Source organism: Pseudomonas sp. Z1-12 (genome assembly GCF_051132015.1).
GTDB classification, from domain to species: Bacteria; Pseudomonadota; Gammaproteobacteria; order Pseudomonadales; family Pseudomonadaceae; genus Aquipseudomonas; species Aquipseudomonas zanjanensis.
This window is the reverse complement of sequence record NZ_CP071647.1, coordinates 2,110,526-2,133,973: the sequence shown is the minus strand read 5'-3', so window position 1 is coordinate 2,133,973 and position 23,448 is coordinate 2,110,526. Positions and strand designations below refer to the sequence as shown.

General features: G+C 58.7%; 24 protein-coding genes and 1 pseudogene. 12 read left to right on the top strand and 13 right to left on the bottom strand.

What is annotated here, in order from left to right:
• Positions 1–68: 68 nt before the first annotated feature.
• A complete protein-coding gene (locus tag J3P85_RS09480) occupies positions 69–1,640 on the bottom strand; it encodes a diguanylate cyclase (RefSeq protein WP_434705587.1) in 1,572 nt (523 codons plus the stop codon).
• Between the two features lie 278 nt (positions 1,641–1,918).
• On the opposite strand from J3P85_RS09480, the gene chrA reads away from it, so the two are divergent.
• Positions 1,919–3,277, top strand: coding sequence for a chromate efflux transporter (chrA, locus tag J3P85_RS09475; protein ID WP_434705586.1), 1,359 nt, complete (start codon positions 1,919–1,921; stop codon positions 3,275–3,277).
• A 156-nt stretch (positions 3,278–3,433) separates the two neighbouring features.
• Here the strand turns inward: chrA and arsN2 are convergent, their stop codons facing one another.
• Positions 3,434–3,865, bottom strand: a complete 432-nt coding sequence (gene arsN2 / locus J3P85_RS09470) for an arsenic resistance N-acetyltransferase ArsN2 (RefSeq protein ID WP_434705584.1) — start codon at positions 3,863–3,865, stop codon at positions 3,434–3,436.
• A gap of 129 nt (positions 3,866–3,994) precedes the next feature.
• Between arsN2 and J3P85_RS09465 the strand changes: the two are divergent.
• The 3 genes and pseudogenes from J3P85_RS09465 (at position 3,995) to J3P85_RS09455 (ending at position 5,232) form a co-directional block, all read left to right on the top strand.
• A pseudogene (locus tag J3P85_RS09465) lies at positions 3,995–4,309 on the top strand (type II toxin-antitoxin system RelE/ParE family toxin).
• Positions 4,310–4,311: 2 nt separating this feature from the next.
• The gene (locus J3P85_RS09460; protein WP_058545613.1) at positions 4,312–4,599 is read left to right on the top strand and encodes a helix-turn-helix domain-containing protein; all 288 of its coding nucleotides are present in this window, start codon (positions 4,312–4,314) and stop codon (positions 4,597–4,599) included.
• A gap of 144 nt (positions 4,600–4,743) precedes the next feature.
• Positions 4,744–5,232 carry a hypothetical protein gene (locus tag J3P85_RS09455; RefSeq protein WP_434705583.1) on the top strand — a complete coding sequence of 163 codons (489 nt, stop codon included), beginning with the start codon at positions 4,744–4,746 and terminating at the stop codon, positions 5,230–5,232.
• Positions 5,233–5,278: 46 nt separating this feature from the next.
• Here J3P85_RS09455 and J3P85_RS09450 read toward each other — a convergent pair whose 3' ends face one another.
• Together J3P85_RS09450 and J3P85_RS09445 are read right to left on the bottom strand one after the other, a co-directional pair.
• The gene (locus tag J3P85_RS09450) at positions 5,279–5,518 is read right to left on the bottom strand and encodes a hypothetical protein (RefSeq protein WP_434705582.1); all 240 of its coding nucleotides are present in this window, start codon (positions 5,516–5,518) and stop codon (positions 5,279–5,281) included.
• Between the two features lie 143 nt (positions 5,519–5,661).
• Positions 5,662–6,879, bottom strand: coding sequence for an MFS transporter (locus tag J3P85_RS09445; protein WP_434705581.1), 1,218 nt, complete (start codon positions 6,877–6,879; stop codon positions 5,662–5,664).
• A gap of 230 nt (positions 6,880–7,109) precedes the next feature.
• On the opposite strand from J3P85_RS09445, the gene J3P85_RS09440 reads away from it, so the two are divergent.
• A complete protein-coding gene (locus J3P85_RS09440) occupies positions 7,110–8,027 on the top strand; it encodes an AraC family transcriptional regulator (protein WP_434705580.1) in 918 nt (305 codons plus the stop codon).
• Positions 8,028–8,203: 176 nt separating this feature from the next.
• On the opposite strand, the gene J3P85_RS09435 is transcribed toward J3P85_RS09440, so the two are convergent.
• Positions 8,204–9,715, bottom strand: coding sequence for an amino acid racemase (locus tag J3P85_RS09435; protein WP_434705579.1), 1,512 nt, complete (start codon positions 9,713–9,715; stop codon positions 8,204–8,206).
• Positions 9,716–9,725: 10 nt separating this feature from the next.
• Positions 9,726–11,021, bottom strand: coding sequence for a dicarboxylate/amino acid:cation symporter (locus tag J3P85_RS09430; protein ID WP_434705578.1), 1,296 nt, complete (start codon positions 11,019–11,021; stop codon positions 9,726–9,728).
• Between the two features lie 182 nt (positions 11,022–11,203).
• On the opposite strand from J3P85_RS09430, the gene J3P85_RS09425 reads away from it, so the two are divergent.
• Positions 11,204–12,151 (top strand): LysR substrate-binding domain-containing protein, encoded by a 948-nt coding sequence (locus tag J3P85_RS09425; protein ID WP_434571321.1) that lies wholly within the window; start codon positions 11,204–11,206, stop codon positions 12,149–12,151.
• Between the two features lie 578 nt (positions 12,152–12,729).
• Here J3P85_RS09425 and J3P85_RS09420 read toward each other — a convergent pair.
• The 3 genes from J3P85_RS09420 to J3P85_RS09410 form a co-directional block, all read right to left on the bottom strand.
• Complete coding sequence (locus tag J3P85_RS09420; protein ID WP_434705577.1) at positions 12,730–13,005, bottom strand: hypothetical protein; 276 nt, start codon at positions 13,003–13,005, stop codon at positions 12,730–12,732.
• A 518-nt stretch (positions 13,006–13,523) separates the two neighbouring features.
• The gene (locus J3P85_RS09415) at positions 13,524–14,375 is read right to left on the bottom strand and encodes a TIGR03915 family putative DNA repair protein (protein ID WP_434705576.1); all 852 of its coding nucleotides are present in this window, start codon (positions 14,373–14,375) and stop codon (positions 13,524–13,526) included.
• Positions 14,366–15,586 carry a putative DNA modification/repair radical SAM protein gene (locus J3P85_RS09410; RefSeq protein WP_434705575.1) on the bottom strand — a complete coding sequence of 407 codons (1,221 nt, stop codon included), beginning with the start codon at positions 15,584–15,586 and terminating at the stop codon, positions 14,366–14,368. Before J3P85_RS09410 ends, J3P85_RS09415 begins: the two co-directional genes overlap by 10 nt.
• 140 nt (positions 15,587–15,726) lie before the next feature.
• On the opposite strand from J3P85_RS09410, the gene J3P85_RS09405 reads away from it, so the two are divergent.
• From J3P85_RS09405 to J3P85_RS09390, 4 genes are all read left to right on the top strand, one after another.
• The gene (locus tag J3P85_RS09405; protein ID WP_003199786.1) at positions 15,727–15,897 is read left to right on the top strand and encodes a YhfG family protein; all 171 of its coding nucleotides are present in this window, start codon (positions 15,727–15,729) and stop codon (positions 15,895–15,897) included.
• Positions 15,897–16,496 carry a putative adenosine monophosphate-protein transferase Fic gene (locus J3P85_RS09400; protein WP_434705572.1) on the top strand — a complete coding sequence of 200 codons (600 nt, stop codon included), beginning with the start codon at positions 15,897–15,899 and terminating at the stop codon, positions 16,494–16,496. The genes J3P85_RS09405 and J3P85_RS09400 overlap by 1 nt, the downstream gene beginning before the upstream one ends.
• A 93-nt stretch (positions 16,497–16,589) precedes the next feature.
• Entirely contained in the window at positions 16,590–17,312 is a 723-nt protein-coding gene (locus tag J3P85_RS09395; protein WP_434705571.1) for a metallophosphoesterase, read from the top strand.
• A gap of 755 nt (positions 17,313–18,067) precedes the next feature.
• Positions 18,068–18,379 (top strand): hypothetical protein, encoded by a 312-nt coding sequence (locus J3P85_RS09390; protein ID WP_434705570.1) that lies wholly within the window; start codon positions 18,068–18,070, stop codon positions 18,377–18,379.
• Positions 18,380–18,597: 218 nt separating this feature from the next.
• On the opposite strand, the gene J3P85_RS09385 is transcribed toward J3P85_RS09390, so the two are convergent.
• Together J3P85_RS09385 and J3P85_RS09380 are read right to left on the bottom strand one after the other, a co-directional pair.
• Entirely contained in the window at positions 18,598–18,906 is a 309-nt protein-coding gene (locus J3P85_RS09385) for a BrnA antitoxin family protein (RefSeq protein ID WP_434705569.1), read from the bottom strand.
• Positions 18,884–19,090 (bottom strand): BrnT family toxin, encoded by a 207-nt coding sequence (locus J3P85_RS09380; RefSeq protein WP_434705568.1) that lies wholly within the window; start codon positions 19,088–19,090, stop codon positions 18,884–18,886. The genes J3P85_RS09385 and J3P85_RS09380 overlap by 23 nt, the downstream gene beginning before the upstream one ends.
• A 245-nt stretch (positions 19,091–19,335) precedes the next feature.
• On the opposite strand from J3P85_RS09380, the gene dusA reads away from it, so the two are divergent.
• On the top strand, positions 19,336–20,322 hold the full coding sequence (gene dusA, locus J3P85_RS09375; RefSeq protein WP_434705567.1) for a tRNA dihydrouridine(20/20a) synthase DusA: 987 nt from the start codon (positions 19,336–19,338) through the stop codon (positions 20,320–20,322).
• 178 nt (positions 20,323–20,500) lie between these two features.
• Positions 20,501–21,427: a transaldolase gene (gene tal, locus J3P85_RS09370; RefSeq protein ID WP_434705566.1), complete on the top strand. Its 927-nt coding sequence runs from the start codon at positions 20,501–20,503 to the stop codon at positions 21,425–21,427.
• A gap of 218 nt (positions 21,428–21,645) precedes the next feature.
• On the opposite strand, the gene rssC is transcribed toward tal, so the two are convergent.
• The gene (gene rssC / locus J3P85_RS09365; protein ID WP_025212773.1) at positions 21,646–22,128 is read right to left on the bottom strand and encodes an anti-sigma factor antagonist RssC; all 483 of its coding nucleotides are present in this window, start codon (positions 22,126–22,128) and stop codon (positions 21,646–21,648) included.
• The gene (gene rssB / locus J3P85_RS09360; protein WP_053120765.1) at positions 22,128–23,309 is read right to left on the bottom strand and encodes a two-component system response regulator RssB; all 1,182 of its coding nucleotides are present in this window, start codon (positions 23,307–23,309) and stop codon (positions 22,128–22,130) included. The genes rssC and rssB overlap by 1 nt, the downstream gene beginning before the upstream one ends.
• Between the last annotated feature and the right edge of the window lie 139 nt (positions 23,310–23,448).

Here is a 23,448-nt window from a genome sequence, read left to right as displayed (position 1 = left end):
GCCGGAGACCCGCCCGCGCGATGCCTGAATAGTTGACCGTGGCAGGCTGCCGATGATTCCAACCGATCTCAACGATCCGAGCGCGCCAAGCTGTCGAACCCGCCTTCGGTCGATAACACCGCTACCCGGTTGCGGCCGCTGTGCTTGGCCTGGTAAAGCGCCGCATCGGCGCGCTGGATGAAGACTTCGATGCTGTCCAGGCTGCTGGGCACAAAGGCATAGCAGCCCAGGCTCACCGTGAGGTAGCCGGTCGGGGAGCCGGAATGGGTGATGTGCCTGTCGATGACAGTGCGCCGGATCTGCTCGGCCAGCGCCATGGCCCCCGGAAGATTGGTGTCAGGCAACAGCACCGCAAACTCTTCGCCGCCATACCGTACCGCCAGGTCGGCCTTGCGATGGCAACAACTCTTGAGCACCTTGGCCACTTCCGCCAGGCAATGATCCCCGGCCACGTGCCCATAGGCGTCGTTGTAGTGCTTGAAGAAATCGATGTCGAGCATGATCAGGCTCAAGGGGCTGCGCTGTCGGGCGCCCCGGCCGAACTCGATATCCAGGGCCCGCTCGAACAACCGCCGGTTCGCCAGCCCGGTGAGGCTGTCGTGAGTGGCAATCAGTGCCAGGGCTTCCTGGGCCTTGCGCAAATCCGCTTCGATCTTTTCGCTGTTACGGACCTGGCGCACGAATACCCAGCCGAACAAGCAGATGCCCAGGACCACCAAGCCCACGATGAGGCTGGATTGGAAAGCCCGGTCGTGCCAGCCCGCGAGAATCGCTTCTTCGGACATCGCGGCGGTGACCACCACCGGATAAGCCTGCAAATGTTGGTGCCCATACAACCTGATGACGCCATCGATGGTTGAGCGGATGGTCGCATCGCCAGACATCCCGCCGGTCAGGGCATGGTTGTAGATATGCTCCTCGTCCAACGGGCGGCCGATCCGCGCCTCATCGAAGGGGCGACGGGCCAACAGTGTCCCGTCAGACAAAGCCAGGGCCATCTCGCCTTGCTCATCCAGGCTGAAGCTTTTAAAGAACCGGTCGAAGTAGGACATCTTGATGCCGGCCATCAACACGCCCTGGAAGTTGCCGTCTTGATCATTCAGGCGTCGAGAAACCGGAATGATCCAGTCGCCGTTTTGCCGACTGCGGACCGCCGGGCCGATATGGGCGATCAGGGAAGCATTCTGTTGATGGAAAGCGAAATACTCTCGATCCGCCACCCCTGCGCCCCTGTGCAGGTAGTCGAAGGAGGTCGTGATCCAATGACCGTGCTTGTCGAACAGGAATAGCCCATGCAATTGCTCGAGCGATTGCACGCGGCGGGCGAGGGTTTGTTGCAAGCGTGGCAATACCGCGGGGCCGAATCCGTCGATCTGGATCCAGTCCGCCAGGCTGGCCAGGACCAGATCGGCCTGGAGGAAGGTGTCCTGGGCCTGCTGGGCCATGGCCCGGGTAAGGGTGGCCGAGGCGATGCGGGCCGACTCCAGATCGTGGCGACGGGACTGCTCCAACTGCAGGAAAAGCAAACCGCACAGGCACAGGCACACCGCCGCGATAAACGTCACCGCGGCCTTGAGCAACGGCAGGCGTTTCAGGGCGCCGGCAGGGGTATGGAAAGGGTCGTAAATGGAGATAGGCAAGCGAGTTCCTGGAGAGGGCAAAAGCATGAGCAAATTCGCCCATAACCCTTAATATTCGTGAGCTTAGCCTACCGCTTGTGAGGCGGCAATTTGCCTGTGCAACGGAGCCGATGGGTGGCTTGAGTGGATCCAAAACGCCGCCCGCCAGCCGACTGAAATGCGCGTTCCTGAATGAAGAAGTACCCGTGTTTACAAGCAAACCTTCCTGGGGGCTATCTAAATTGCGTAACGCCCCATAACGTATGGGCGCCCTTCGACTTTTAAGTGCCCCGCTGCCCATGAGCAAATCGACCCCAACCAATGACGAACAGCCCTTGACCCGACCTGGCGCCGTCAGCTTGCGCGAGGCTTTCTGGTTCTGGCTCAAACTGGGCTTCATCAGTTTCGGCGGCCCTGCGGGGCAGATCTCGATCATGCACCAGGAACTGGTGGAACGTCGGCGCTGGATCTCCGAGCGGCGCTTCCTCCATGCCCTCAATTACTGCATGTTGCTGCCAGGGCCCGAGGCCCAGCAACTGGCAACCTACCTGGGCTGGTTGATGCACCGAAGTTGGGGTGGCGTGATCGCCGGGGCGTTGTTCGTACTGCCTTCACTGTTCATTCTCATCGCCTTGTCGTGGTTGTACATCGCCTTCGGCGAAGTGCCGGTGGTGGCAGGTATTTTCTATGGGATCAAGCCGGCAGTGACGGCCATCGTGGTGCATGCCGCCCACCGGATCGGCTCCCGCGCGCTCAAGAACAATTGGCTGTGGGCGATCGCGGCGGCATCGTTCACGGCGATCTTTGCCTTTGATCTCCCCTTCCCGTTGATCGTACTGGGTGCGGCTGCCGTCGGTTATTTCGGCGGTCGCTGGGCACCGGATAAATTCAGCCTGGGCGGCCACGCTACCCAGCACAAGTCCTTCGGCCCCGCCTTGATCGACGACGACACGCCAACCCCGGACCACGCCCGGTTCAGCGCTACCAGGTTGGCCCGGCTGGTCGTCGTCGGCGCGCTGTTGTGGGTCGTGCCAATGGGCCTGCTAACCGTGTTGTTCGGCTGGGACGGCACATTGACGCAAATGGCCTGGTTCTTTACCAAGGCCGCATTGTTGACCTTCGGCGGCGCCTATGCGGTTTTGCCCTACGTCTACCAAGGCGCCGTCGGACACTTCGGCTGGCTGACCCCGACACAAATGATCGACGGCCTGGCCCTGGGCGAAACCACCCCCGGGCCGCTGATCATGGTCGTGGCCTTCGTCGGCTTCGTCGGCGGCTACGTGATGCAGGTGTTCGGCCCCGAACAGGCCTTTCTCGCCGGGGCCGTCGCGGCCACGCTGGTGACCTGGTTCACGTTCCTGCCCTCGTTCCTGTTCATCCTGGCCGGCGGCCCGCTGGTGGAATCGACCCACAACGCATTGAAATTCACCGCGCCGCTGACGGCGATTACCGCAGCGGTGGTCGGAGTGATCCTTAACCTGGCGTGCTTCTTCGGTTACCACGTGCTCTGGCCCAACGGTTTTGCGGGTGCCCTGGACTGGCCATCGGCAATCATTGCAATTGCCGCGGCCCTGGCGCTGTTTCGCTACAAGCGCGGGGTGATCCAGGTCTTGCTGGCGTGCGGCCTGGCCGGGCTGGCGGTGCATTTGCTGCGCTAGTGGCCTGTACGGTTAATTCGAGTACTCAAATTCGAGTGCCAGGGCTTGCCAGGCAAGGCGCAATGACGAGTCGTAGCCCGCTACGGCGAGGAATGGCAACGCAGACTGGCAAGTTCTGGCGCCGAAGTTGAGTGCACGAATTAGCCACACAGGCCACTAGACGAGGCGCTTGCTCAGGTACGTCGCCGAAGCCGGGCACAAGGTCTTGAACTGGGCCGTCGCGCTGATCGAAACGGGCGCCAGCGAGCGGTCCCCCGGCCGATAGCCCTGGCCGGTAAAAAACGCGGCGGCGCTCTCGGTCAGCAAGTGAAGCCGCTCTGCCCCCTCGCGCTTTGCAAACGCTTCGATAGCGGCCAGCACCGCCGCACCAGTGCCCTTGCCTCGCAGCCCCTCAAGCACAACCAGCGAGCGCAGCAACCGCTCGGCCCCCTCTCCTTCTATGCCGGCAAACGCCACTTCAACGCCTTGGTGGCTGAAGCTGAAGAACTGTCGGCCAGGATACGTCAGGTCGTCCACAGGTAGCCCGGCCAAGGTAAGCGCATCGCGCAGTGGTCCCAGGTCGTTATTGCTTAGAGCTGTCATACGCATGATTGATGCTCGGTCCTATGTCTTGTCCTGATCATGATGCGTTCCCGAATTTGGTTACAACTCACGAGGTGCATCGGAGGGCGGGGTTCAATAGGATTCTCAAAAGTAAGCCACTGGCGTACATTAGCAATGATTTTTATTGAAACTCCATTTTTTACCCGTCGGGTCAAAGAACTGATGGATGACGATGATTTCGCTGTCCTACAGAAAATATTGGTCTGCAACCCTTCCGCTGGTGATGTTATGGAAGCCACTGGGGGGATCCGAAAGATTCGTATCGCAGCCAAAGGCCATGGTAAACGGGGTGGGGCCAGGGTGATCTAATACCACTTCGTCCATGCTTCGCGGATCGCGTTACTGATGATATATCCGAAAAATGAACAGCAAGACTTGACTGCCGATCAACGCAAAGCATTGAAATTGATTGTCGAGCACTGGAGATAATCATGAGCAAATTTTTTGATGAGCTGATGGAAAGCGTACAGCAGATGGATGAAATCGTCCGAGGCGAACGCCAGCCGTCCCGGGAATTCATCGTCGATGCGTTGCAAGTGAAGGAAATACGCAAGGCTACCGGCCTGACCCAAGCCAAATTCGCGGCTCTGATTGATGTCCAACTGGGCACGCTTCGCAATTGGGAGCAGGGACGACGCGAGCCTACCGGCCCCGCTAAAGCACTGCTGCGGGCAATTCATAATGATCCGAAACACGTGATCAGCGCCTTAGCCGTTTAAGCGTTGGCGAAATGAACAGGACCTCCCAGGCACTGTTTCCTTATGGCGAAGGCGCTTGCTTCCAGCTCCACCCCATGACCCAGCGCAAACGAACACCCCAGCCCATCAGCTAAGCTCAACCTATCATCACGACAGGGAATCGACATGAGCAAGGCAGACGAGCTAGCGGCCAAACTGAGGAAAACCCAGCAGACCCGCGCGGATACCGACAACTGTGCCGACCTGGCAATCGAGCACTGGCCCGCCCAGGTCTACGAACTGTATCGCCAGATCGAAATCTGGCTGGCGCCCGTGTGCGAGGCCGGCCTGGATATTCGGCGCAATCCCACCCACGTATTTGAAAGTCATTCCAGCGGTTCGACGTACAACTACGCGATCGATCAACTGGTGATCGAAGGCAATCATCGCCGCATTTCATTCGACCCGATTGCGCGTTTTTCGCCCCAGGGCGAGGGCTGCATTGAAGTCCATATGAAGGGGCAGGAACACTGCATCGTGCGCTCGCTCGGCGAGCATGGCGAATCGCTTTGGCATCTCCAAGCCCTGCGATCGGCCGGGCAACCGCGTCCTGATCCTATCGTTCTGGACGAGGACATTTTGCTCGCGCTGATAGAAGAAGGCCTTGGCCTTTAACGCAAATGGGCGACTCTTGAGGTCGCCCTTTTTCATAGGGGATGAACTAGCCCTGCGGCGCAGATTCGAGTGTTGGATCTGTCCCAGGCACTGGTAGCGTCAGTTCCAGCGCCGGCCTTCCTACAAGGGCGTTCAAGGCATGGTCGATTTCGTCCACCGCGCCTTGGGCGTACCGGGCATCCGCCCAGCTCCAGTACGGATCGGATATCAGCCCGCCGACGGCGTGTGCGCACAATTCATCGCTGCTGATGCCCATCTTGCCGGCAGCGGCGATCACAGCCATCAAGGCTTGTTCTAATTGGGAAATTCGCTCGGTAGTCACAATCAATCAACATGCTGGATAAACAGACCCCGAGCATAACAAGCCATCAATGTGCCACCAAGCTCAGGCGCCCAACGGTCGCCCTCTCCTGGCTTACAGGACTGGCCTCAATCCGCCGCGCCATAAGAGGCCGTATCCGAAATCGATGAGGGCTCTCGGACCGCTGAACGAGCAGCCAGCACCGTCAGCACAGCGGCCATCCCCAATACGGCCGCACTGGTTTCGAACGTCGCGCGATAGCCATTCAGATCAAACAGAACGCCACCCACGGTCGCGCCTCCGGCGATGGCGAGTTGGACGATCGCCACCATCAGGCCGCCGCCGGCTTCGGCATCTTCCGGCAGCGTTCGCGAAAGCCAGGTCCACCAGCCGACAGGCGCAGCCGTGGCCACCAGGCCCCACAGGCCGAGCAAGAGGGTCGTGACCGTCACCGACCCGCCGAACCCCACCAGCGCAATGGCAATCGCGGCCATCAGCAGAGGAATGACGATGAGCGTCCGATAGAGGTTGTTTTTCAAGCAGGTGCCGATCAGGAAAGTGCCCAGCAGCCCCGCCACACCGATCACCAGCAGCATGAAGGACAGCATGGATACGCTCACTTGTGTCACCGACTCGAGGAACGGTCGCAGATAAGTGAACAGCATGAACTGCCCCATGAAAAACGTGCTGACCGCCAGCATCCCTAGCGCGACCGGTGTCCGGGCCATCAATTTGAAGGAATTGGTGGTGCCCTGCTTCCCCTGCGACGGCATGGCGGGCAGGCGTAACAGCAGCCAGATCAGGGCGATGGCAGCAACAGGCACGATGCAGAAAAACGCACCACGCCAGCCAATAATCGCCCCGAGGAAACTGCCCAGCGGCGCCGCGAGCACCGTCGCCAAGGCGTTGCCGCCGTTGACGATGGCCAGCGCTTGCGGGACTTTATCTTCCGGCACGAGCCGCATGGCTGTGGCCGCCGACAGCGACCAGAAGCCGCCAATCGCCACGCCGATCAACGCACGTCCGACCATGAATACCGCGTAGTTTGGCGCGAACGCCACCACGGTACCTGAAACGATCATCAGCAAGGTCAGTCCCAGCAGGAGCCATTTGCGGTCGACCCGGGCGGCGATCGAGGCGATAAACAGACTGGTGATCAGGGCAAAGGCGCCAGAGACGGCAATGCCTTGACCGGCGTGCCCTTCGCTGACCTGAAGATCCGCCGCCACCGGCGTCAGCAAGCTGACCGGCATGAACTCTGAGGCCACCAGCACGAACGCGGCGAGGGCCATGGCAAATACCGCGCCCCAGGCGGGCGGGTCTTGTGGCAATGATTTATCGGTCATTGAATGACAATCCTGTATTTCTTGATGAACCTTTGGGAGCCGTTTTGAATGGCGGCGTTCACCTATTTCGTGCCCGCTATCTTCGTCGTCCAGATCATGTGCAGGTAGTGCATACCGATGAGATTCTTGCCTGATCCTGGGAGTTGTTCCCGTGCATATAGGCAACGCTTCGCTTAGCGCGTTAATGTCCTGCCTATAGCGATTGAGCCGAGACGACACCCGGAGCCGACATGGCCACCCAGCGCAGATCCATACAAGAAACATTGACCGCCATCATCGACGACTGGGCTCCACACCCGGGCGACGTCGAAACGCCCATCCCCGGCCTCGCCTTCTTCCGACGTGAAGCCCCGGCACCGCCGGTGATTTGCATGATCGAACCGAGCATCGTGCTGGTGGCCCAAGGCGTGAAGCAGGTCTGGATCGGTGGCGAGGCCTATGGCTACGACACCGGGCGGTTCCTCATGACGTCCCTGGACATCCCGGCCAATTCCGAAGTGCTGCAGGCAAGCGCCGAACAACCCTGCTTGGGTCTGGTCCTGAAGCTCGACTTGCGCATGGTGGCCGACCTGATCGCCCAAGGCAGCCTGTCGCCCCCGGGTGATCGAGCGGTCGGGATCGGCGCGGGCATCGGCACCGCGACGCCCGACCTTTTGGCGCCGTTCGCACGCCTGCTGGCGTTGTTGGAAGAACCCGAAGCGATCCCCATACTGGCACCTTTGATCCAGCGCGAGATCCACTACCGTCTACTGCTCAGCGACCAGGCCGCGCGGCTACGGCAGATCGCCTCGGTCGATAGCCAGGGCTACCGGATCGCCAAGGCCATCGACTGGTTGAAACTGAACTACACCGAGCCCGTGCGCGTAGACGACCTCGCGGCGCGGGTGCAAATGAGCGCGCCGACGTTTCACCACCACTTCCGCCAGCTCACGGCGATGAGCCCGCTGCAATACCAGAAGTGGCTGCGGTTGAACGAAGCAAAACGCTTGATGCTCAACGAGCACGTGGACGTGGCGAGCGCGGCCTTCAAAGTGGGTTATGAAAGCCCTTCCCAGTTCAGCCGCGAATATGCCCGCTTGTTTGGTGCACCGCCCAAGCGAGACATCGCGGCGTTGCGCGGGCTAGGCAATCACACCAAGGCGGTTTGATTGATCCGGACTTGATCCATTGTGGCTTGATCCATTGTGGCTTGATCCATTGTGGCTTGATCCATTGTGGCGAGGGAGCTTGCTCCCGCTGGGCTGCGTAGCGGCCCGCTTTTTTGTGAGCGCTTCGCACTCAAGCGGGAGCAAGCTCCCTCGCCACAAGGGCCAACTTTCACCCGTCAAATCGCGGCAACATGCTCCAGGCTGTTCAAGGCACTAGGCTTGCCAGCCTTCTGCGCCAACGCCACACACTTCAACGCCAGGATCATCGTCGGATCAACAAGCGCCACCCTATGCCCGTTGATCTCGAACGCCTCGCAATGCCCCAGCACCAGCGGCAACTCCGTGCACCCCAGGATCAGCACGCCCGCGCCCAACTCACACAAGTGCTCGGCCGCCAGCAGCAACTGCTCCTTGCAAAGCCCTTGCGTGAAGCCGGCCTTGATACCCCGCGGTCCGTAGATAGCGTCCATGACCATCGCCTGATAATCGACACCGGGCGTGAGGACCTGGAGTCCGGCATGACGCGCCGCCTGGTGATAGACCTGGCTCTGCAGCGTACCGGATGTCGCCAGCAGGCCAATCGCCTGGCCCGAACCATGGGTGCGCGCAATCCACTCCACCGTCTCGCTCAACATGTTCACGATGGGCACCCTCAAGTGCGCCTGGATCCGCTCGACGAAGGCATGGGCGGTGTTGCAGGGAATCGCGATGGCGTTGGCGCCGGCGCTTTCAAGACGTTTGCAGGTGGCATACATCGCCATCGTCGGATCGGTCTCGTCCCGCAGCAGGCTGGCCGTCCGATCCGGTATTTGCGGGTTTTGCTCGACCACCATCTTGATGTGGTCCTGGTCCCTTCCCGCCGGCGTATTGGCTACCACCTTGGCCATGAAATCCACCGTGGCAGCAGGCCCGACGCCGCCCACGATACCCAGCTTGAAGGGTGGGCGCCTGGGCTGCTGGTCCAGCGTCGCGAAGTCGGCGTAGATCTCATTGATGTCCAGCACGGTAATCCCGCGGCGCTGCAAGTCGGCACACACCAGGGACAGCTCGGTCATGCCGGGCAGGATCACCGTCGCGCCCTGGGCCTGCAACGACAGGCACGCCTGGTAGACCGCTTCAAGCGGCGCGCCCTCGAGGTGACCGTCCTTGATGCCGTTGAGACCGTACATCGCCTCCATCAACTTCGCTTGAGTGTCTGCGTCGGGGTAAACAATCTGGAAGTCTTTGGCAAAATGTCGCTCGAACAAGCCGCAATGGCGCACAAAGTCGGAGGCGATCACCCCTAACGTCGTCTGGGGCGGCACCGTGTGGCTGACGTGCCGGGTCAAGGCCGTCATCATGTCCAGCACCGGAATGCCCAGCTCCTCCTCGATTTCAGCGCGAAAGGTATGGCTGGCGAAGCACGGAAGCATCACCGCATCGAAGCCACTGTCCTCGAACGATTTGCACACCTGGAACACATAGAACTTGCGCGACGTCATGCTCGCGCCTTCGTCCAGTGGCAGCAGCACGTCCTTGAAGGGGTGCTGCTCGAACAGGAAATGGTAGCGGCCCTGATCCTCCAGCACCGCCCGGGACTTGACCAACTTGTAGAACAGATCGCCCCCGGCCAGTGACCCAAGCCCACCGACGATGCCCAACTTGCGAACCATAGAAGCCTTGCGACTCGACTTCGCTTTAGCCTTCATGAACGTCTCCTCAAGCCACCGGCACCGGCTCGGATCGCGACCGAATAGGGGCATGTACATCCTCGTCCTCGTCGGCTTCTTCGTGGGGTTCGGACTTGGCGACCACCGCCGTGGCAATGCTGTTACCCACCACGTTGGTGGCGGTGCGGGCCATGTCGAGGAACTGGTCGATGCCGATGATCAACAGCAACCCCGCCTCGGGCAAATTGAACATCGGCAACGTGGCCGCGACCACGACCACCGAAGCCCGGGCGACACCGGCCATGCCCTTGCTGGTGATCATCAGTGTCAGAAGAATCAGCATCTGTTGAGTGAAACTCAAATCGATGTTGTAGGCCTGGGCGATGAACAGGATGGCGAACGCCTGGTACATCATCGAACCGTCGAGGTTGAACGAATAACCCAACGGCAGCACGAAGCTGGACACGCGTTTTGGCGCGCCAAACTTCTCCAGCGCCTCGATGGTTTTCGGGTAGGCGGACTCGCTGCTGGCAGTGGAAAAGGCCAGGAGAATCGGTTCGCGAATGAGCTTGCCAAGGTGGAAAACCGAGCGGCCAAGGAACAGGTAGCCAGCACCGAACAGCAACGCCCAAAGGATCAAGATCCCCAAATAAAACTCGGCAATCAACTTGCCGTAATCCACCAGCAACCCAAGCCCCTGAGTCGTAATGGCCGAGGCGATGGCGGCAAACACCCCAATCGGCGCGAAGGCCATCACGTAGTCGGTGATCTTGAACATCACCTTCGCCAACTCCTCGATGGTATCGGTGATCCGGGTGTAGCCCGCCCGCTTCACGCCCGCCAATGCAAAGCCGAAGAACAGCGAAAACACCACAATCTGCAGGATCTCGTTGTTGGCCATCGCTTCGGCAATGCTGCGGGGAAACACGTGGCCGATGAACGCCTTGAGACTGAAGTCACCGGTATTGACCGGCACGGTCGCAGCCGCATGCTGGGCCACGTCCATGTTCAGCCCGGCACCGGGTTGGAACAGGTTGACCAGCCCCATTCCGATCAACAGCGAAACGACCGAGGCGGTGACAAACCAGGCCATCGCCCGCGCCCCTATCCTGCCGACGGAACGGGAATTGCCCATGCTGGCGATACCGCCCACCAGCGTTGCGAAGACCAGGGGCGCGATGATCATCTTGATCATGCGCAGGAAAATATCCGTGACCATCGAGAAGTAACTGGCGATCTCTTTGGCACTTTGCTCGCTCCCTGCGAAATGGTGACACGCCCAACCGACCAGCACGCCCAGGGCAATACCCATTGCAATACGACGTGGGAGCTTATTCTTCTTCACGGTGCTGTCCTCAAGTAGTTCCTGGAGTTTTTTACTTGGCAGGATCGATTCTAAGGAGCGGACTCAAGAGGATGATGAGTAATCCAGCTAGCCCCATGCGCTTTTGGAATAGTTAGCGAAAGGCCGCGCTACGCCGGGAGATCGCGCAGTAAAATCGTGCTCTCACAGCGGGAGTTCTCGATATGCAACTCAAATGGCTGGACGATCTTCTGGCGATTGGCGAATGGAAAAACTTCTCCCGTGCGGCCGAGGTACGTTGCGTGACGCAATCGGCCTTGTCCCGGCGTATCCGTTCACTGGAGGAATGGGTGGGGGTCAAGTTGGTGGACCGGGGCACCTACCCGGTCCAGCTCACTCCCGCGGGGGTCACCTTCTGCGATGAAAGCAGAGAGGCGCTCGCCGGGTTATTGAGGTTGCGCTCGACCCTGCGTGACGTGGAACGCATGCCCGGACGCTCGATCCAGATCACCGCCGGCCACAGCCTGTCGATGACCTTCCTGCCCAAGTGGCTTTCGCAGTTCCAGCCACACAACGAACAGTTCAACGCCAGGGTGGTGGCCGCCAACATTCATGACGCCGTCATTGCATTGGAGGAAGGCAGTTGCGACTTGATGATGGTCTATCACCACCCGCTCGCCCCCATTCTGCTGGACCCCGAACGGTTCGGCAGCCTGGTGCTCGGCCACGACGCATTCATCCCCCTGTGCGCGCCCAACCGCAAGGGAGAACCGCTGTTCCGCCTGCCCGGCCGCGCCGGCAAACCGGTGCCCTACCTGGCGTACACGGCAACGACGTTCCTCGGTCGCGTCGCCGACATCGTCATCAACAACGGCCCTGAACCGATCGCGCTGGAGCGCTGTTATGAAGCGGACATGGCGATGCTGCTGATGCGCATGGCCATCGAGGGCTACGGCGTGGCCTGGTTGCCGCAGAGTGCGGTGGCCGACGAGTTGGAGCGCGGGCTGTTGGTGCGGGCCGGTGGCGAGCAATGGAGCACGCGATTGGAGATTCGCTCGTACTGTGCGATTGCCAATCGCAACCCCACGATGCGCAAGCTGTGGAAAACGTTGGAGGGGGCTTCGTTGCAGCGGCCGGGCAGCGCGCCCTCTGCGCCAACGGAGGCGAACTGATCATGTTACTCAAGCACTGCTCACACGTTTTACTGTGGGAGCGAGCTTGCTCGCGATGACGGCAGCACATCCAGCCACTCATCAACTGACCCACCGCTATCGCGAGCAAGCTCGCTCCAACAGTGGATCTACGGCGAACGCACTGTCTGTGAACACCCCGGAAAAAACTGTGGGAGTTCAGCCTGCTCGCGATGATGGCAGCACATCCAACCTCTCAACCAACTGACCTACCGCTATCGCGAGCAAGCTCGCTCCCACAGTGGATCTACGGCGAACGCACTGTCTGTGAACACCCCGGAAAAAACTGTGGGAGCGAGCCTGCTCGCGAAGACGGCAGCACACCCAACCTCTCTACCAACTGACCTACCGCTATCGCGAGCCCCACAGTGGATTTACGGCAAACGCACTGTCTGTGAACACCCCGGAAAAACTGTGGGAGCGAGCCTGCTCGCGAAGACGGCAGCACATCCAACCTCTCTACCAACTGACCTACCGCTATCGCGAGCCCGCTCCTACGAATCGCAGGCTGCAATGGATGGTGAGTCAGGCAGGTGACCTTATGAGATCACCCGTTTCCATTACAACGCCAGCACCTGCGCCTGCAATCGCCGCCCTATCACATCCAGCAAATCACACCCATCGCGCAGGGGAATCGCTAGCACTTGGGCGAAATCATGGAGTACCACCGAGTCCGTACTGATGTCGGAACGCATGGCGAGGTTTTCCAATAACTGGGTGACAGCGGCAATGCGGTAAGCGGCGGTGTCATGCAGCACGTCCAGCGGCGCTTCTGTGTCGATCAAAAGTGCGTGGAAATTGTTTTCGATACCGGTGATGGGCATGTAGCGGGACATGAGGGGTTACTCCTGCGGGGATGGGAGGTCAGTGGCGGATTGGGGTGCCGCTGGCAAACGGAGCGAATCCGGGATCGAGCTTCGGATATTTGGCAGGAGATATTCTTGGGTGACGCTAGACGAAAGCCACCTTGGATTGGTTGTGGTTTTCGGAGGGTTGGGGGTGAGCTTTTTCATTTGGCTAACTTCCTGAGTAAGAGAAATATCTGCCAGCATCACTTCCACATGATGGGTGGCAGCTGTACGCGGGTGTGGAAGACCGGTACTCAGGAACCCGGCGCGCCCTAGGACGCCCCGCGTACAGCCGCCGTAATTTAACAGCAGACATAAGAAAAGTGCCTGCTTTAAATTTTGCGGCGCTACGCGCCTCTGAGTAAGGGCTTCCACACCCTGCCGCTGAATTTGCAGCGACGGAGAGAATTTAGCGCACGGGGTGATTGGCTGGATAGTCAGCCGGGAGCGACACAGCTTGAGGGAAACGTCCGATGGGAATGTCCGGCGATGGATTCAGAACCTGTTTAATTCTCAACAACAGCACCAACAACTATTCGCTTACCGATTTGCACCCCCACCTCCAACGCCTGCCCATCCCGCTGCTTCCCCCGCCGCGCCAACCCCACCAGTCGAGGAATCAACGCCCCTTCCGGCAAGTGCCGCCAGAATCGCCCCGGCATGTGCTGACGCAGCGCCTGGGGATTGAGCCGCGCCGGGTTGAAGATGTGCTTGTAATACGTTCGCCACAGCTCGGCGCCGGGATCCTCAGCGTGACGCGCCCAATGCTGCCAATGCTCGGGGCAACGACGCTGGTAATCCAATGACTGCCCATCGAAACGAATGCCGTCGCGCGGCGTTGCGATCAGCCAGCGTTGCTGCCCCAGCCGCTCGGCAAAATGGCCGCTGGCGCTTTCGAGAATGTCGTGGGCCGGCTGATGAAAAGCGACCAGATCCAACTGCAGTTGCTCGACCAATGGCTGCGGCAAGGGAATAAAGCGCACGAAGGCATGCAGGTGATGAGCCTCGCGTTGCACCTGCTTGATCCGCCGCTGCAATTCAGTGCCCAGGCGGTCACCGGCGAGCATGGCCGTACGGTCACCATGGGCCACCCGCCAAAGCACTTCGTACAACAGATTCCAGCGTTGTTCGCCCTGGTAGCGGCCAGCCTGTTCGAGCTGAGCCAGCAAGGCCGCAGGGACCCGCGTACGGAACGGGCCAAGCCCTTGAGGCAGCGCTGCCGGCACGGCCAACAGATCGGCCATCGGACCTTGGGCCCAAGTGACATCACTCGGGTCGATACCGTGGCCAAGCAACGTTCGAGCCTGGTCGCGCCACGTGGAGAAATCATCCTCACAATCCAGGGCAATCACGACCAAAGCCCCATCTGCTCTGGCCGCTGGGGGTCGCGCAACCGCGCCCGTAGCAGACCGCTGCGCACCTGGGCGTCGGCAGGCCGGTAATCGCTGGTCACAATGAACGGTCGCGCCTTCTCCAGCACGCACCGCAACTGCACCAGGTCGTCATAACGCACCCGCCGCTCCCGACGCAGTGCAACCAGACGTTGCACGCTACGCAGGCCAATCCCCGGAATACGCGCCAGCAATGCGGGTTCGGCGCGGTTGATATCCAGCGGGAACACCTCACGATTGGCCAGCGCCCAGGCCAACTTGGGGTCGATGTCCAAATCCAGGTTACGGGTTTCACTCAAAAGCTCCCCCGCCTTGTAGCCGTAACCGCGCATGAGAAAGTCGGCCTGATACAGCCGATGCTCACGCAGCAACGGCGGTGCCGCCAGGGGCACGCTGGCGGGGCTGTCGGGAATCGGGCTGAACGCTGAATAGTAAACCCGTCGCAAACCGTACCCCTGGTAGAGCGACTCGGCGTTGCTCAAGATGGCGTGATCATCAGTGGTATCCGCCCCCACAATCACCTGCGTGCTCTGCCCGGCCGGGGCGAAACGCGGCGCTCGCGGCTCGCCGACTACCGCCTGTTGCCCCTGATGGATGGTGCCCATGGCCTGGCGAATGGTCGTCAATTGCTTCTCCGGCGCCAGGCGCTTGAGGCTGACATCGGAGGACAACTCGATATTCACGCTCAAGCGATCAGCCAACCGCCCCGCTTCCTCGATCAACAGCGGATCGGCATCGGGAATGGTCTTGAGATGGATATAGCCACGAAACTGGTGCTCCTCCCGCAACAACCGCGCCACCCGTATCAACTGCTCCATGGTGTAATCGGCCGAGCGAATGATGCCGGAACTCAAAAACAGCCCACTGATGCAGTTGCGACGATAGAAATCCAAGGTCAGCCGCACCACCTCCTCCGGCGTAAAACGCGCCCTCGGTACATTGCTGGAGCGACGGTTAACGCAATACTGGCAGTCGTACAGGCAAAAATTGGTCAGCAACACCTTCAGCAACGAAACGCAGCGTCCGTCCGGCGTATAGCTGTGGCAAATGCCCATGCCATCGGTGGCCCCCAGCCCCTCACGACCACGAGAGCTACGCTTGGGGGCACCGCTGCTGGCGCAGGAGGCGTCATATTTGGCAGCGTCGGCAAGAATGCCGAGCTTGGCGATCAGTTGCATGGAACGCTCTCGAACACTGGATATAAACACAGTATTTTGAGGCGCACCGAGATGCAAGCGCCGTTGGTCATTTCCGCGACATAGGTCATGCCAACGGATGGGCTATAATCGGTCAACCAACGAGATTTGAGGTCCAGCCCATGGGCAATGTCAGCCTTGAAACCAAAAAGGCCTACGCCGCGAGAACACGTAGATCCAACTACGCGGCCAGCCTCCGTCTGGAAGGTTTCAAAACGACCTTCGCCGACGGCGAACGCAAAATGCCAACGCGTGAAGAGGTCTTGAAGGCCTTCACCCAGACCAGAACCTGATGCCTGATAAATATGGAGTCGGTGAAGACGCTTATTGCTATCCCGGCTCCACGGTCCTTCGCAACAAACTCGATATCCGTGACGAACCGACCCTGAGCGAAGCCGAACAACAACTCTCGGCCATCGCAGCGGACAATGTCGAATTCAGTCCTCCTCCCTACAGCCTGGCCTACCTTCAAAACATTCATCGAATCCTCTTTTCGGACTTGTTCGAATGGGCTGGAGAGTTGCGCACCGTTGGCATGTCCAAACAAGCCACACGGTTCTGCCAACCTGAGTACATGGAGAAGGAAGCCAATAAGATCTTCGCCAACATGGCCGCGGCAAACTGGTTCGAGGGCATGGAAAGGGCTGAGCTGATCGTCGCTGTGGCAGAGGCTTATTCCGACATCAACGTCGTACATCCCTTCCGCGAAGGCAATGGCCGTGCGCAGCGGATTCTGTTTGAACACCTGATCATGAATGCCGGGTTTGAAATCAGTTGGTGGGGGATTGAAAAGGACGAGTGGATCTACGCCAATATCACGGCTTATAACGGCGTCATGGGGCCTATGGAGCAGGTTTTTGAAAAGTGTATTGGTGAGGCGATTCAAGCTTGACCGTAAAACGCTACTCCTCCCGTTCATTGCCTTACTGTTTATTTCGCCAAGTGCTACAGTCACCACCATTCAACATCTGCTGAAGCACCCAAAATGTACAGGACGACATCTTTCCCAGCCAACAAAAAAGGTCGCGATTTTGTGGTGGGCGACGTTCACGGGCATTTCAAACTTCTCACAGCAGCCTTAAACAAACTAGACTTCAACACTGAGCTGGATCGCATCTTTTCCGTAGGCGACCTCATCGACCGAGGCCCCGACTCCATAGACGTATTGAACTGGCTTAAGAAGCCTTGGTTCCACGCCGTACGCGGTAATCATGAGCAGATGCTTATTGACTGCATCTCCGGTCATGGGAACATACCCGGACATATTCGAAATGGTGGAGCCTGGCTCTACGAGTTGCAACCAGACATCCAGCATGACCTCTTAAAAGCCTTGCAAGAACTTCCATTGATCATTGAAATCAATTTATCACGCGATCAAACAATTGGAATAGTCCATGCCGAAGCCCCTGTCATCAGGAGTAATGATGGCTGGCAGGAAGCTAAAGACGCTATCACTGGAAAATCGGGGGAACAGTATCAGCGGCAAGCCTTGAAAACAGCGCTGTACGCTAGAAAAAAAATCGAACAACAAAACCACACTTCCATTAAAGGAATAGACCGAATCTATGTTGGGCACTCAACAGTGCCCAGCGTTATGCGCCTGGGCAATGTCGTATATATTGACACTGGCTGCGCATTTTCCGATGGTGCATTAAGTCTGATAGACATCCAAACTGAAACCATCACAAGTATAAATATGAGCCAGTAAACAAGGCATCGCTCTACTTAGTTTTTTTCTCCGAGGCGTAATCGCCATCAGATGAAGTTGCCGAGTCTACCGGGGTGCGTAGCAGATGATTCAGTTTGAGAGGCCAGAGATTCCGCGGCCTTAGCGGCTCCGCAATCGACCTCGCCCATAATTTAGGGAAGTTTCCTACGCACCAAACTCTTGCTGAATTTTTATCAGGAGGCTTATAGTTCCGGCGTTCATCAATGAATTAATGACTATGAAATTTTATCAAGAGGGCGATAAGAGTCTGGCAATTTGCAATCGCTGCGAAGACTTGGTCCAGACGACATTTACCCGCAGAAATGTACCCTTCGATGATAGTATTGGTCAGGTAAAGGGCGTTTTAGTTTCAGTGTGTGACGTATGCGATCAGGTTGTGGGAGTTCCCGCTCAGTCCACTACTGCAATCAAAGCGGCTAGGGAGGCTGCAGTTGCGCCTCCCGCTCCGCTTACTTATAAGCGCTTTTTGAGTCTCCTGGAACAAATGACATGGCCTCCTTAATCCGTGCGCCGCTGGGCGAGCATCACACCGCTATGTCGGGTGGGTTCTGCTTGGTTCACGGAGGTAGTAAAATCGGCGACTCCATGCCCGGTGTTGCACAGTTTTTCTCGACAAAACGCGCCGATTGGTACGGGAATTGGTACGAGGTTTCCCGCAAAGACGGGAACGGGACGTCTATCCTCAACGCCTGCCTTCACGCAGGCTAGCATCTAATTCGAAAAGGAATACCGCATTGACTCAATCGTTACTTCCAATGGCTTTCAGCGAGTACGACGAGCCAGTCCCCACAGCAGAGCAAGTCCGTACCATTTTGGCGGTATTACCGGTAGAAGTTGGAAATGGCTTACGCAAGAAACTCAACGATGTACTTAAGGCCAGCGCGCCGGGTCCATTCTGTGATGCCCTCGGGGATTTGGAAGCATACTTGAGCGCGTTGGACGATACTCGTCTAATGCCTTTCGAAAACCAAATTGCGCTTAAGACGTATGTCATGCTCGGCTGGAGAGAATGGCGAGCTAGCTTTAACACATTCGAAGCTCTTTAATTTCTAGCAACCGCAATCAAAAACCAATATACCTGTAAAACAACAAACCTCCTCCCCTGATCCAAAGTTTGGGGGGAAGGGGTTGTTCAACATTTACGGGGAAAGGGGACGGGAAAAGGGGACGGATTTATTATCCCGTTACCGAAACAAAGCTAATCAGCACGCAGCAAAAAGCCGCCTCATCGGCGGCTAATTATTTTGCGAATAATATCTGGCGACTAAGCCTTCAGCTCTTCTGGTGTATGCGTCTTGAGCCAATCGGCCAAGGCGGCGTTCATCCGTGTTTGCCAGCCCGGGCCAGAAGCTCTGAATCTCTCCAGCACGTCAGCATCGAAACGAACATTGACGTGCTCTTTAGTGGCTACCGACTTGGGTCGACCACGCTTTGGCTTGAGCATTTCCTTTGCCTGGGCTTTGCCAAACAACCCAACAAGCACCTCGCTGGCTGGTTTGGCGTTGGCAAAGTCTTCGGTCGACCATTCGGGATTTGCCGTATCGACCCTCTCAGGACTGGGTTTCTTGGTCATAATTTTTGACCTCCCGTTTGTTGGCTTTACGAAAGCTGATGACGTGGACCGCGTCACCCCGTGGGGTAAACACTACGACATGCAGCCGATCCCCTATGTACCCCATCGCCCGATAACGACACTCGCCATAGTCGAATCGATCATCTTCCAGGATCAATGCTGTAGACCATTCAAAGTCCCGCACGAGGGTAAACGGAAGTCCACGTTCTTCGACGTTGCGAGCGTCTTTGGCTGGGTCATAGGTAATCTGTATGCAATTATCGTAGCCACATTAAATCACCAATACAAGGTGCGCGTTAAAACGCTGACCGAGCGTGCGCCCTGTCTGGCTGTCATCAAAGATTGAGTGGCTAGGCTTGAGAGCCGCCAAGTACCCGACAAGCATCCCTGATAAACTGCGCCCATTCGCCCCGATGAATCAGATTTCCAATGCCCCTACAACCTGTTCCACTCTCCCGCCGTTTCTCCGTCGCCCCCATGATGGATTGGACCGACGCTCACTGTCGCTTCTTCCTACGCATCCTCTCCAAGCACGCCCTGCTCTACACCGAAATGGTCACCACCGGCGCTTTACTCAACGGCGACCACGAACGCTTCCTACGCCACCACCCATCCGAACACCCCCTGGCCCTGCAACTAGGCGGCAGCGTCCCGACCGACCTCGCCGCCTGCGCCCGCATGGCCCAGGAACATGGTTACGACGAGGTAAACCTCAACGTCGGCTGCCCCAGCGACCGGGTGCAGAACAACATGATCGGCGCCTGTCTGATGGGTCATCCGGACTTGGTGGCCGATTGTGTGAAGGCGATGCGCGATGCGGTGTCGATTCCGGTGACGGTCAAGCACCGCATCGGAATCAATGGGCGGGACAGTTACGAGCAGTTGTGTGAGTTTGTCGGGACGGTGCGTGAGGCCGGTTGCACGAGTTTTACCGTGCATGCGCGGATTGCGATTCTGGAGGGGCTGTCGCCGAAGGAGAACCGTGACATCCCGCCGCTGCGTTATGACGTGGCCGCGCGGTTGAAGGCGGATTTTCCGGAGTTGGAGATTGTGCTCAACGGTGGAATCAAGACGCTGGAAGCCTGCCACGAGCATTTGCAGACCTTCGACGGCGTGATGCTGGGACGCGAGGCTTATCACAACCCGTATCTGCTGGCTGAAGTGGATCAGCAGTTGTTCGGCAGCACCGCGCCAATCATCTCTCGGGCCGAGGCGCTGGCGCAACTGCGGCCTTATATCGCCGATCACCTGGCCGCGGGTGGGGCGATGCATCACATCACCCGTCACGTGTTGGGGCTGGGCACCGGGTTCCCGGGGGCACGGCGGTTTCGGCAGTTGTTGTCGGTGGACATTCACAAAACCAAGGATCCGTTGGGGTTGCTGGATCAGGCGGGGCAGTTGCTGGAGGGGCGTTAACCGTCACTTGCTTTGAACCTGCGGGCGGTTTTGGCATCGTATCTACCGATACCGCCCCGGTCTTTCAAACAGCCGTTTTCAGGTTGTTGCCGCCGGGGCCCGTCGATACCTCTTCACGCCCTTGAGTGGCTGCCGGCCCTCGGGTAATGTCAACAGACCCATAGGACAGAGCACGCTCATGACTTCCAAGCTGGAACAACTCAAACAGTTCACTACCGTCGTGGCCGATACTGGCGACTTCGAAGCCATCGCCCGCGTCAAACCCGTAGACGCCACCACCAACCCTTCCCTGCTGCTCAAGGCGTCGGCCATTCATGGCTATGCCGAGCAACTGAATGGCTGCGTGGCGGACTGCAAGGGCGATGTGGGTTTGGCCAGCGACCGTTTTGCCGTGGCGGTCGGGCAAGAAATCCTGAAAGTGATTCCTGGGCGTATTTCCACTGAAGTGGATGCGCGCCTGTCGTTCGACACCGAGGCCATGTTGAAGCGTGCGCATCGTCTGATCGATCTGTACGAAAAGGCCGGCATTGGCCGCGAGCGCGTGCTGATCAAGATCGCCTCCACCTGGGAAGGCATTCGCGCAGCCGAGCAGTTGGAGCGTGAAGGCATCCAGTGCAACCTGACCCTGCTGTTCTCCTTCGCCCAGGCCGCCGCCTGTGCCGATGCCGGGGTGTTCCTGATTTCGCCGTTCGTGGGCCGTATCTACGACTGGTACAAGAAAGCCAACGGCAACGATTACACCGGCGCGGATGATCCGGGCGTGCAGTCGGTGACGCGTATCTACAACTACTACAAGGCCAATGACTACAAGACCGTGGTCATGGGCGCGAGCTTCCGCAACCTCAACCAGATCGAGCAACTGGCCGGTTGCGACCGCTTGACCGTCAGCCCGGACCTGCTGGAAAAACTCGCCGCCGACGAAGGCAAGCTGGAGCGCAAGCTGGCACCTGGGCAAGCCGGGGAAGCGCGCTTGATCCTCAACGAAGCGCAGTTCCGCTGGTTGTCCAACGAGGACGCCATGGCGACCGAGAAACTGGCTGAAGGCATTCGTCAGTTTGCCCGAGACCAGGAGAAGCTGGAGGCGTTGCTGCAAGCCAAGCTTTGAGCTGATTCAGCAGGCATGCAAAAAGGGCGAACCTAGGTGGGTTCGCCCTTTTTTATGCGGTTTGGCCTAGGGAATGTGGTGGATTGATAAATGCCATCGCGAGCAAGCTCGCTCCCACAGGAGATTGAAGGCAGATCCAAATGGTGTGGTCGATGCAAGACACTGTGGGAGCGAGCCTGCTCGCGAAAGCGTCAGTTCGATCTACACAAGCCCGAGGCTCAGGGCCGCTCCAACGCATTCACCAGATCATGAAACGCTTCACGATTGGAGTCGTTGAGCCCCATGAGAATCTTGTGGGCTTCGAGCACCTTGATCCGCACTTCCTCTTCGGACTGGTCCTGGTCTGGCAGGTCGTCCAGGCATTCCGGGCACGGCACAGGGTCGCCCACGATGTTGAACACCTGGTCGAAGCCCATCGATTGCAGCAGACGGGTAATGTCGTTGTGGGTGGTGACGACGGTCGGCAGCAGGCCGACCTTTTGCCGCGACAGGATTGACAGCTTGGCCAACAGGCCCAACGTGGTGCTGTCGATGCTGCGGGTTTCGGTCAGGTCGATCACGATGGCGCTGAAGTTCAGCGCGGTGAAGATCCGCTCAATAGTCGCATCCAGCGCCGAACACAGGGTCAGGCGCACTTCACCGACAAACTTCAGGACGAAGGTGCCGTCCTGCTCGGCGAACTGGATTCTACCGGTACTCATCAAAGGTTCCTGCTCAACACTAACAGGGCGATATCATCCGGCATCTCCCCGAGCGTGGCTAATCCAAACACTTGACGCAAGCCTTCCAGGCTGCCGCCCGCTGCACTCACCCGTTCAGGCAAGGCCGCTTCTTTCTCTTTGAGTGTAGGTTCTGTCAAAAGGTCCAAAATGCCATCAGACATCAGCGTCAGGCTGAAGGTCGGCGGCAGTTCAAGCACATGGTCTTCGTAGGTGGCCTCGTTGAACAGGCCCACCGGCAAACCACGCCCTTCCAGGTAACGAACACTGTCTGGCGTATACAACACAGGCAAAGGCAGGTGACCGCCGATGCTATAGGTCAACAAACCAGTCTCCTCGTCGATGACTCCACCGACCATTGTGACGTGTTTGCCCAGCTTACAACTGATCAGGCCTCGGTTGATATGCCCAAGGACTTCCGAAGGCTTGAACTCAGGCAGCGTGCCGTTGCGCTTGGACTCGAACAACAGCCGCGTGGTCATGAACTTCAACAGCACCGTCACGAAGGCCGAAGACGCACCGTGGCCGGAAACATCCGCCAGATAGAACGCCACTCGGCGCTCGTCAACACGGAAATAGTCCACGAAATCGCCCGACAGGTACAACGACGGGATGATCTGGTGGGCAAAGCGGAAATCGTCGACGGTCCAAGGGCTGACCGGCAGCATGTTCATCTGCACTTGGCGCCCGGCGTTCTGGTCTTCCTGCAACAGGTTCAGGCTGGCTTCCAGCTCGCGATTGGCGGTTTCCAGCTTCTCGCGGTAGCGCTGGTTTTCCACCAACAGGCGCGAACGGTCCAAGGCCCGGCGCACCGAATGTTCGAGCACCGCAAGATCTTCAAGGGGCTTGATCAGGTAATCCGCCGCGCCCAGGCGCAATGCCTCGACCGCGTCGTTCATCACGCCCGCGCCCGACACCACGATCACCGGCGTCTGCGAGGAGATCTCGGTGACCTGGCGAATGAGTTCGAGTCCGCCCATCTGCGGCATGCGCAGGTCGCAGATGACCAGGTCGGGCTTGTCTTGCTCGAATACCTGAAGACCCTGTTGGCCATTGCTGGCCTGCAGGACGCTGAAACCACTGTCTTCCAAGTAGGCTGCGAGACTGGCTCGCACCACTTCGTCATCGTCGATTATCAGCAGCGTGGCACTGGTTTTTGGCATGTGGGCAAACGGCGCCAGAATTAGGTTGGCGTAGCGGGCTGGGCGGTCTGGCCTGGCACGCACTACTGGATTCGCTTTCTAGCCTCTCTGTCGTACCGGTTTCAGGCGATTGCCCTACACACAATTACATCAGAGGTGC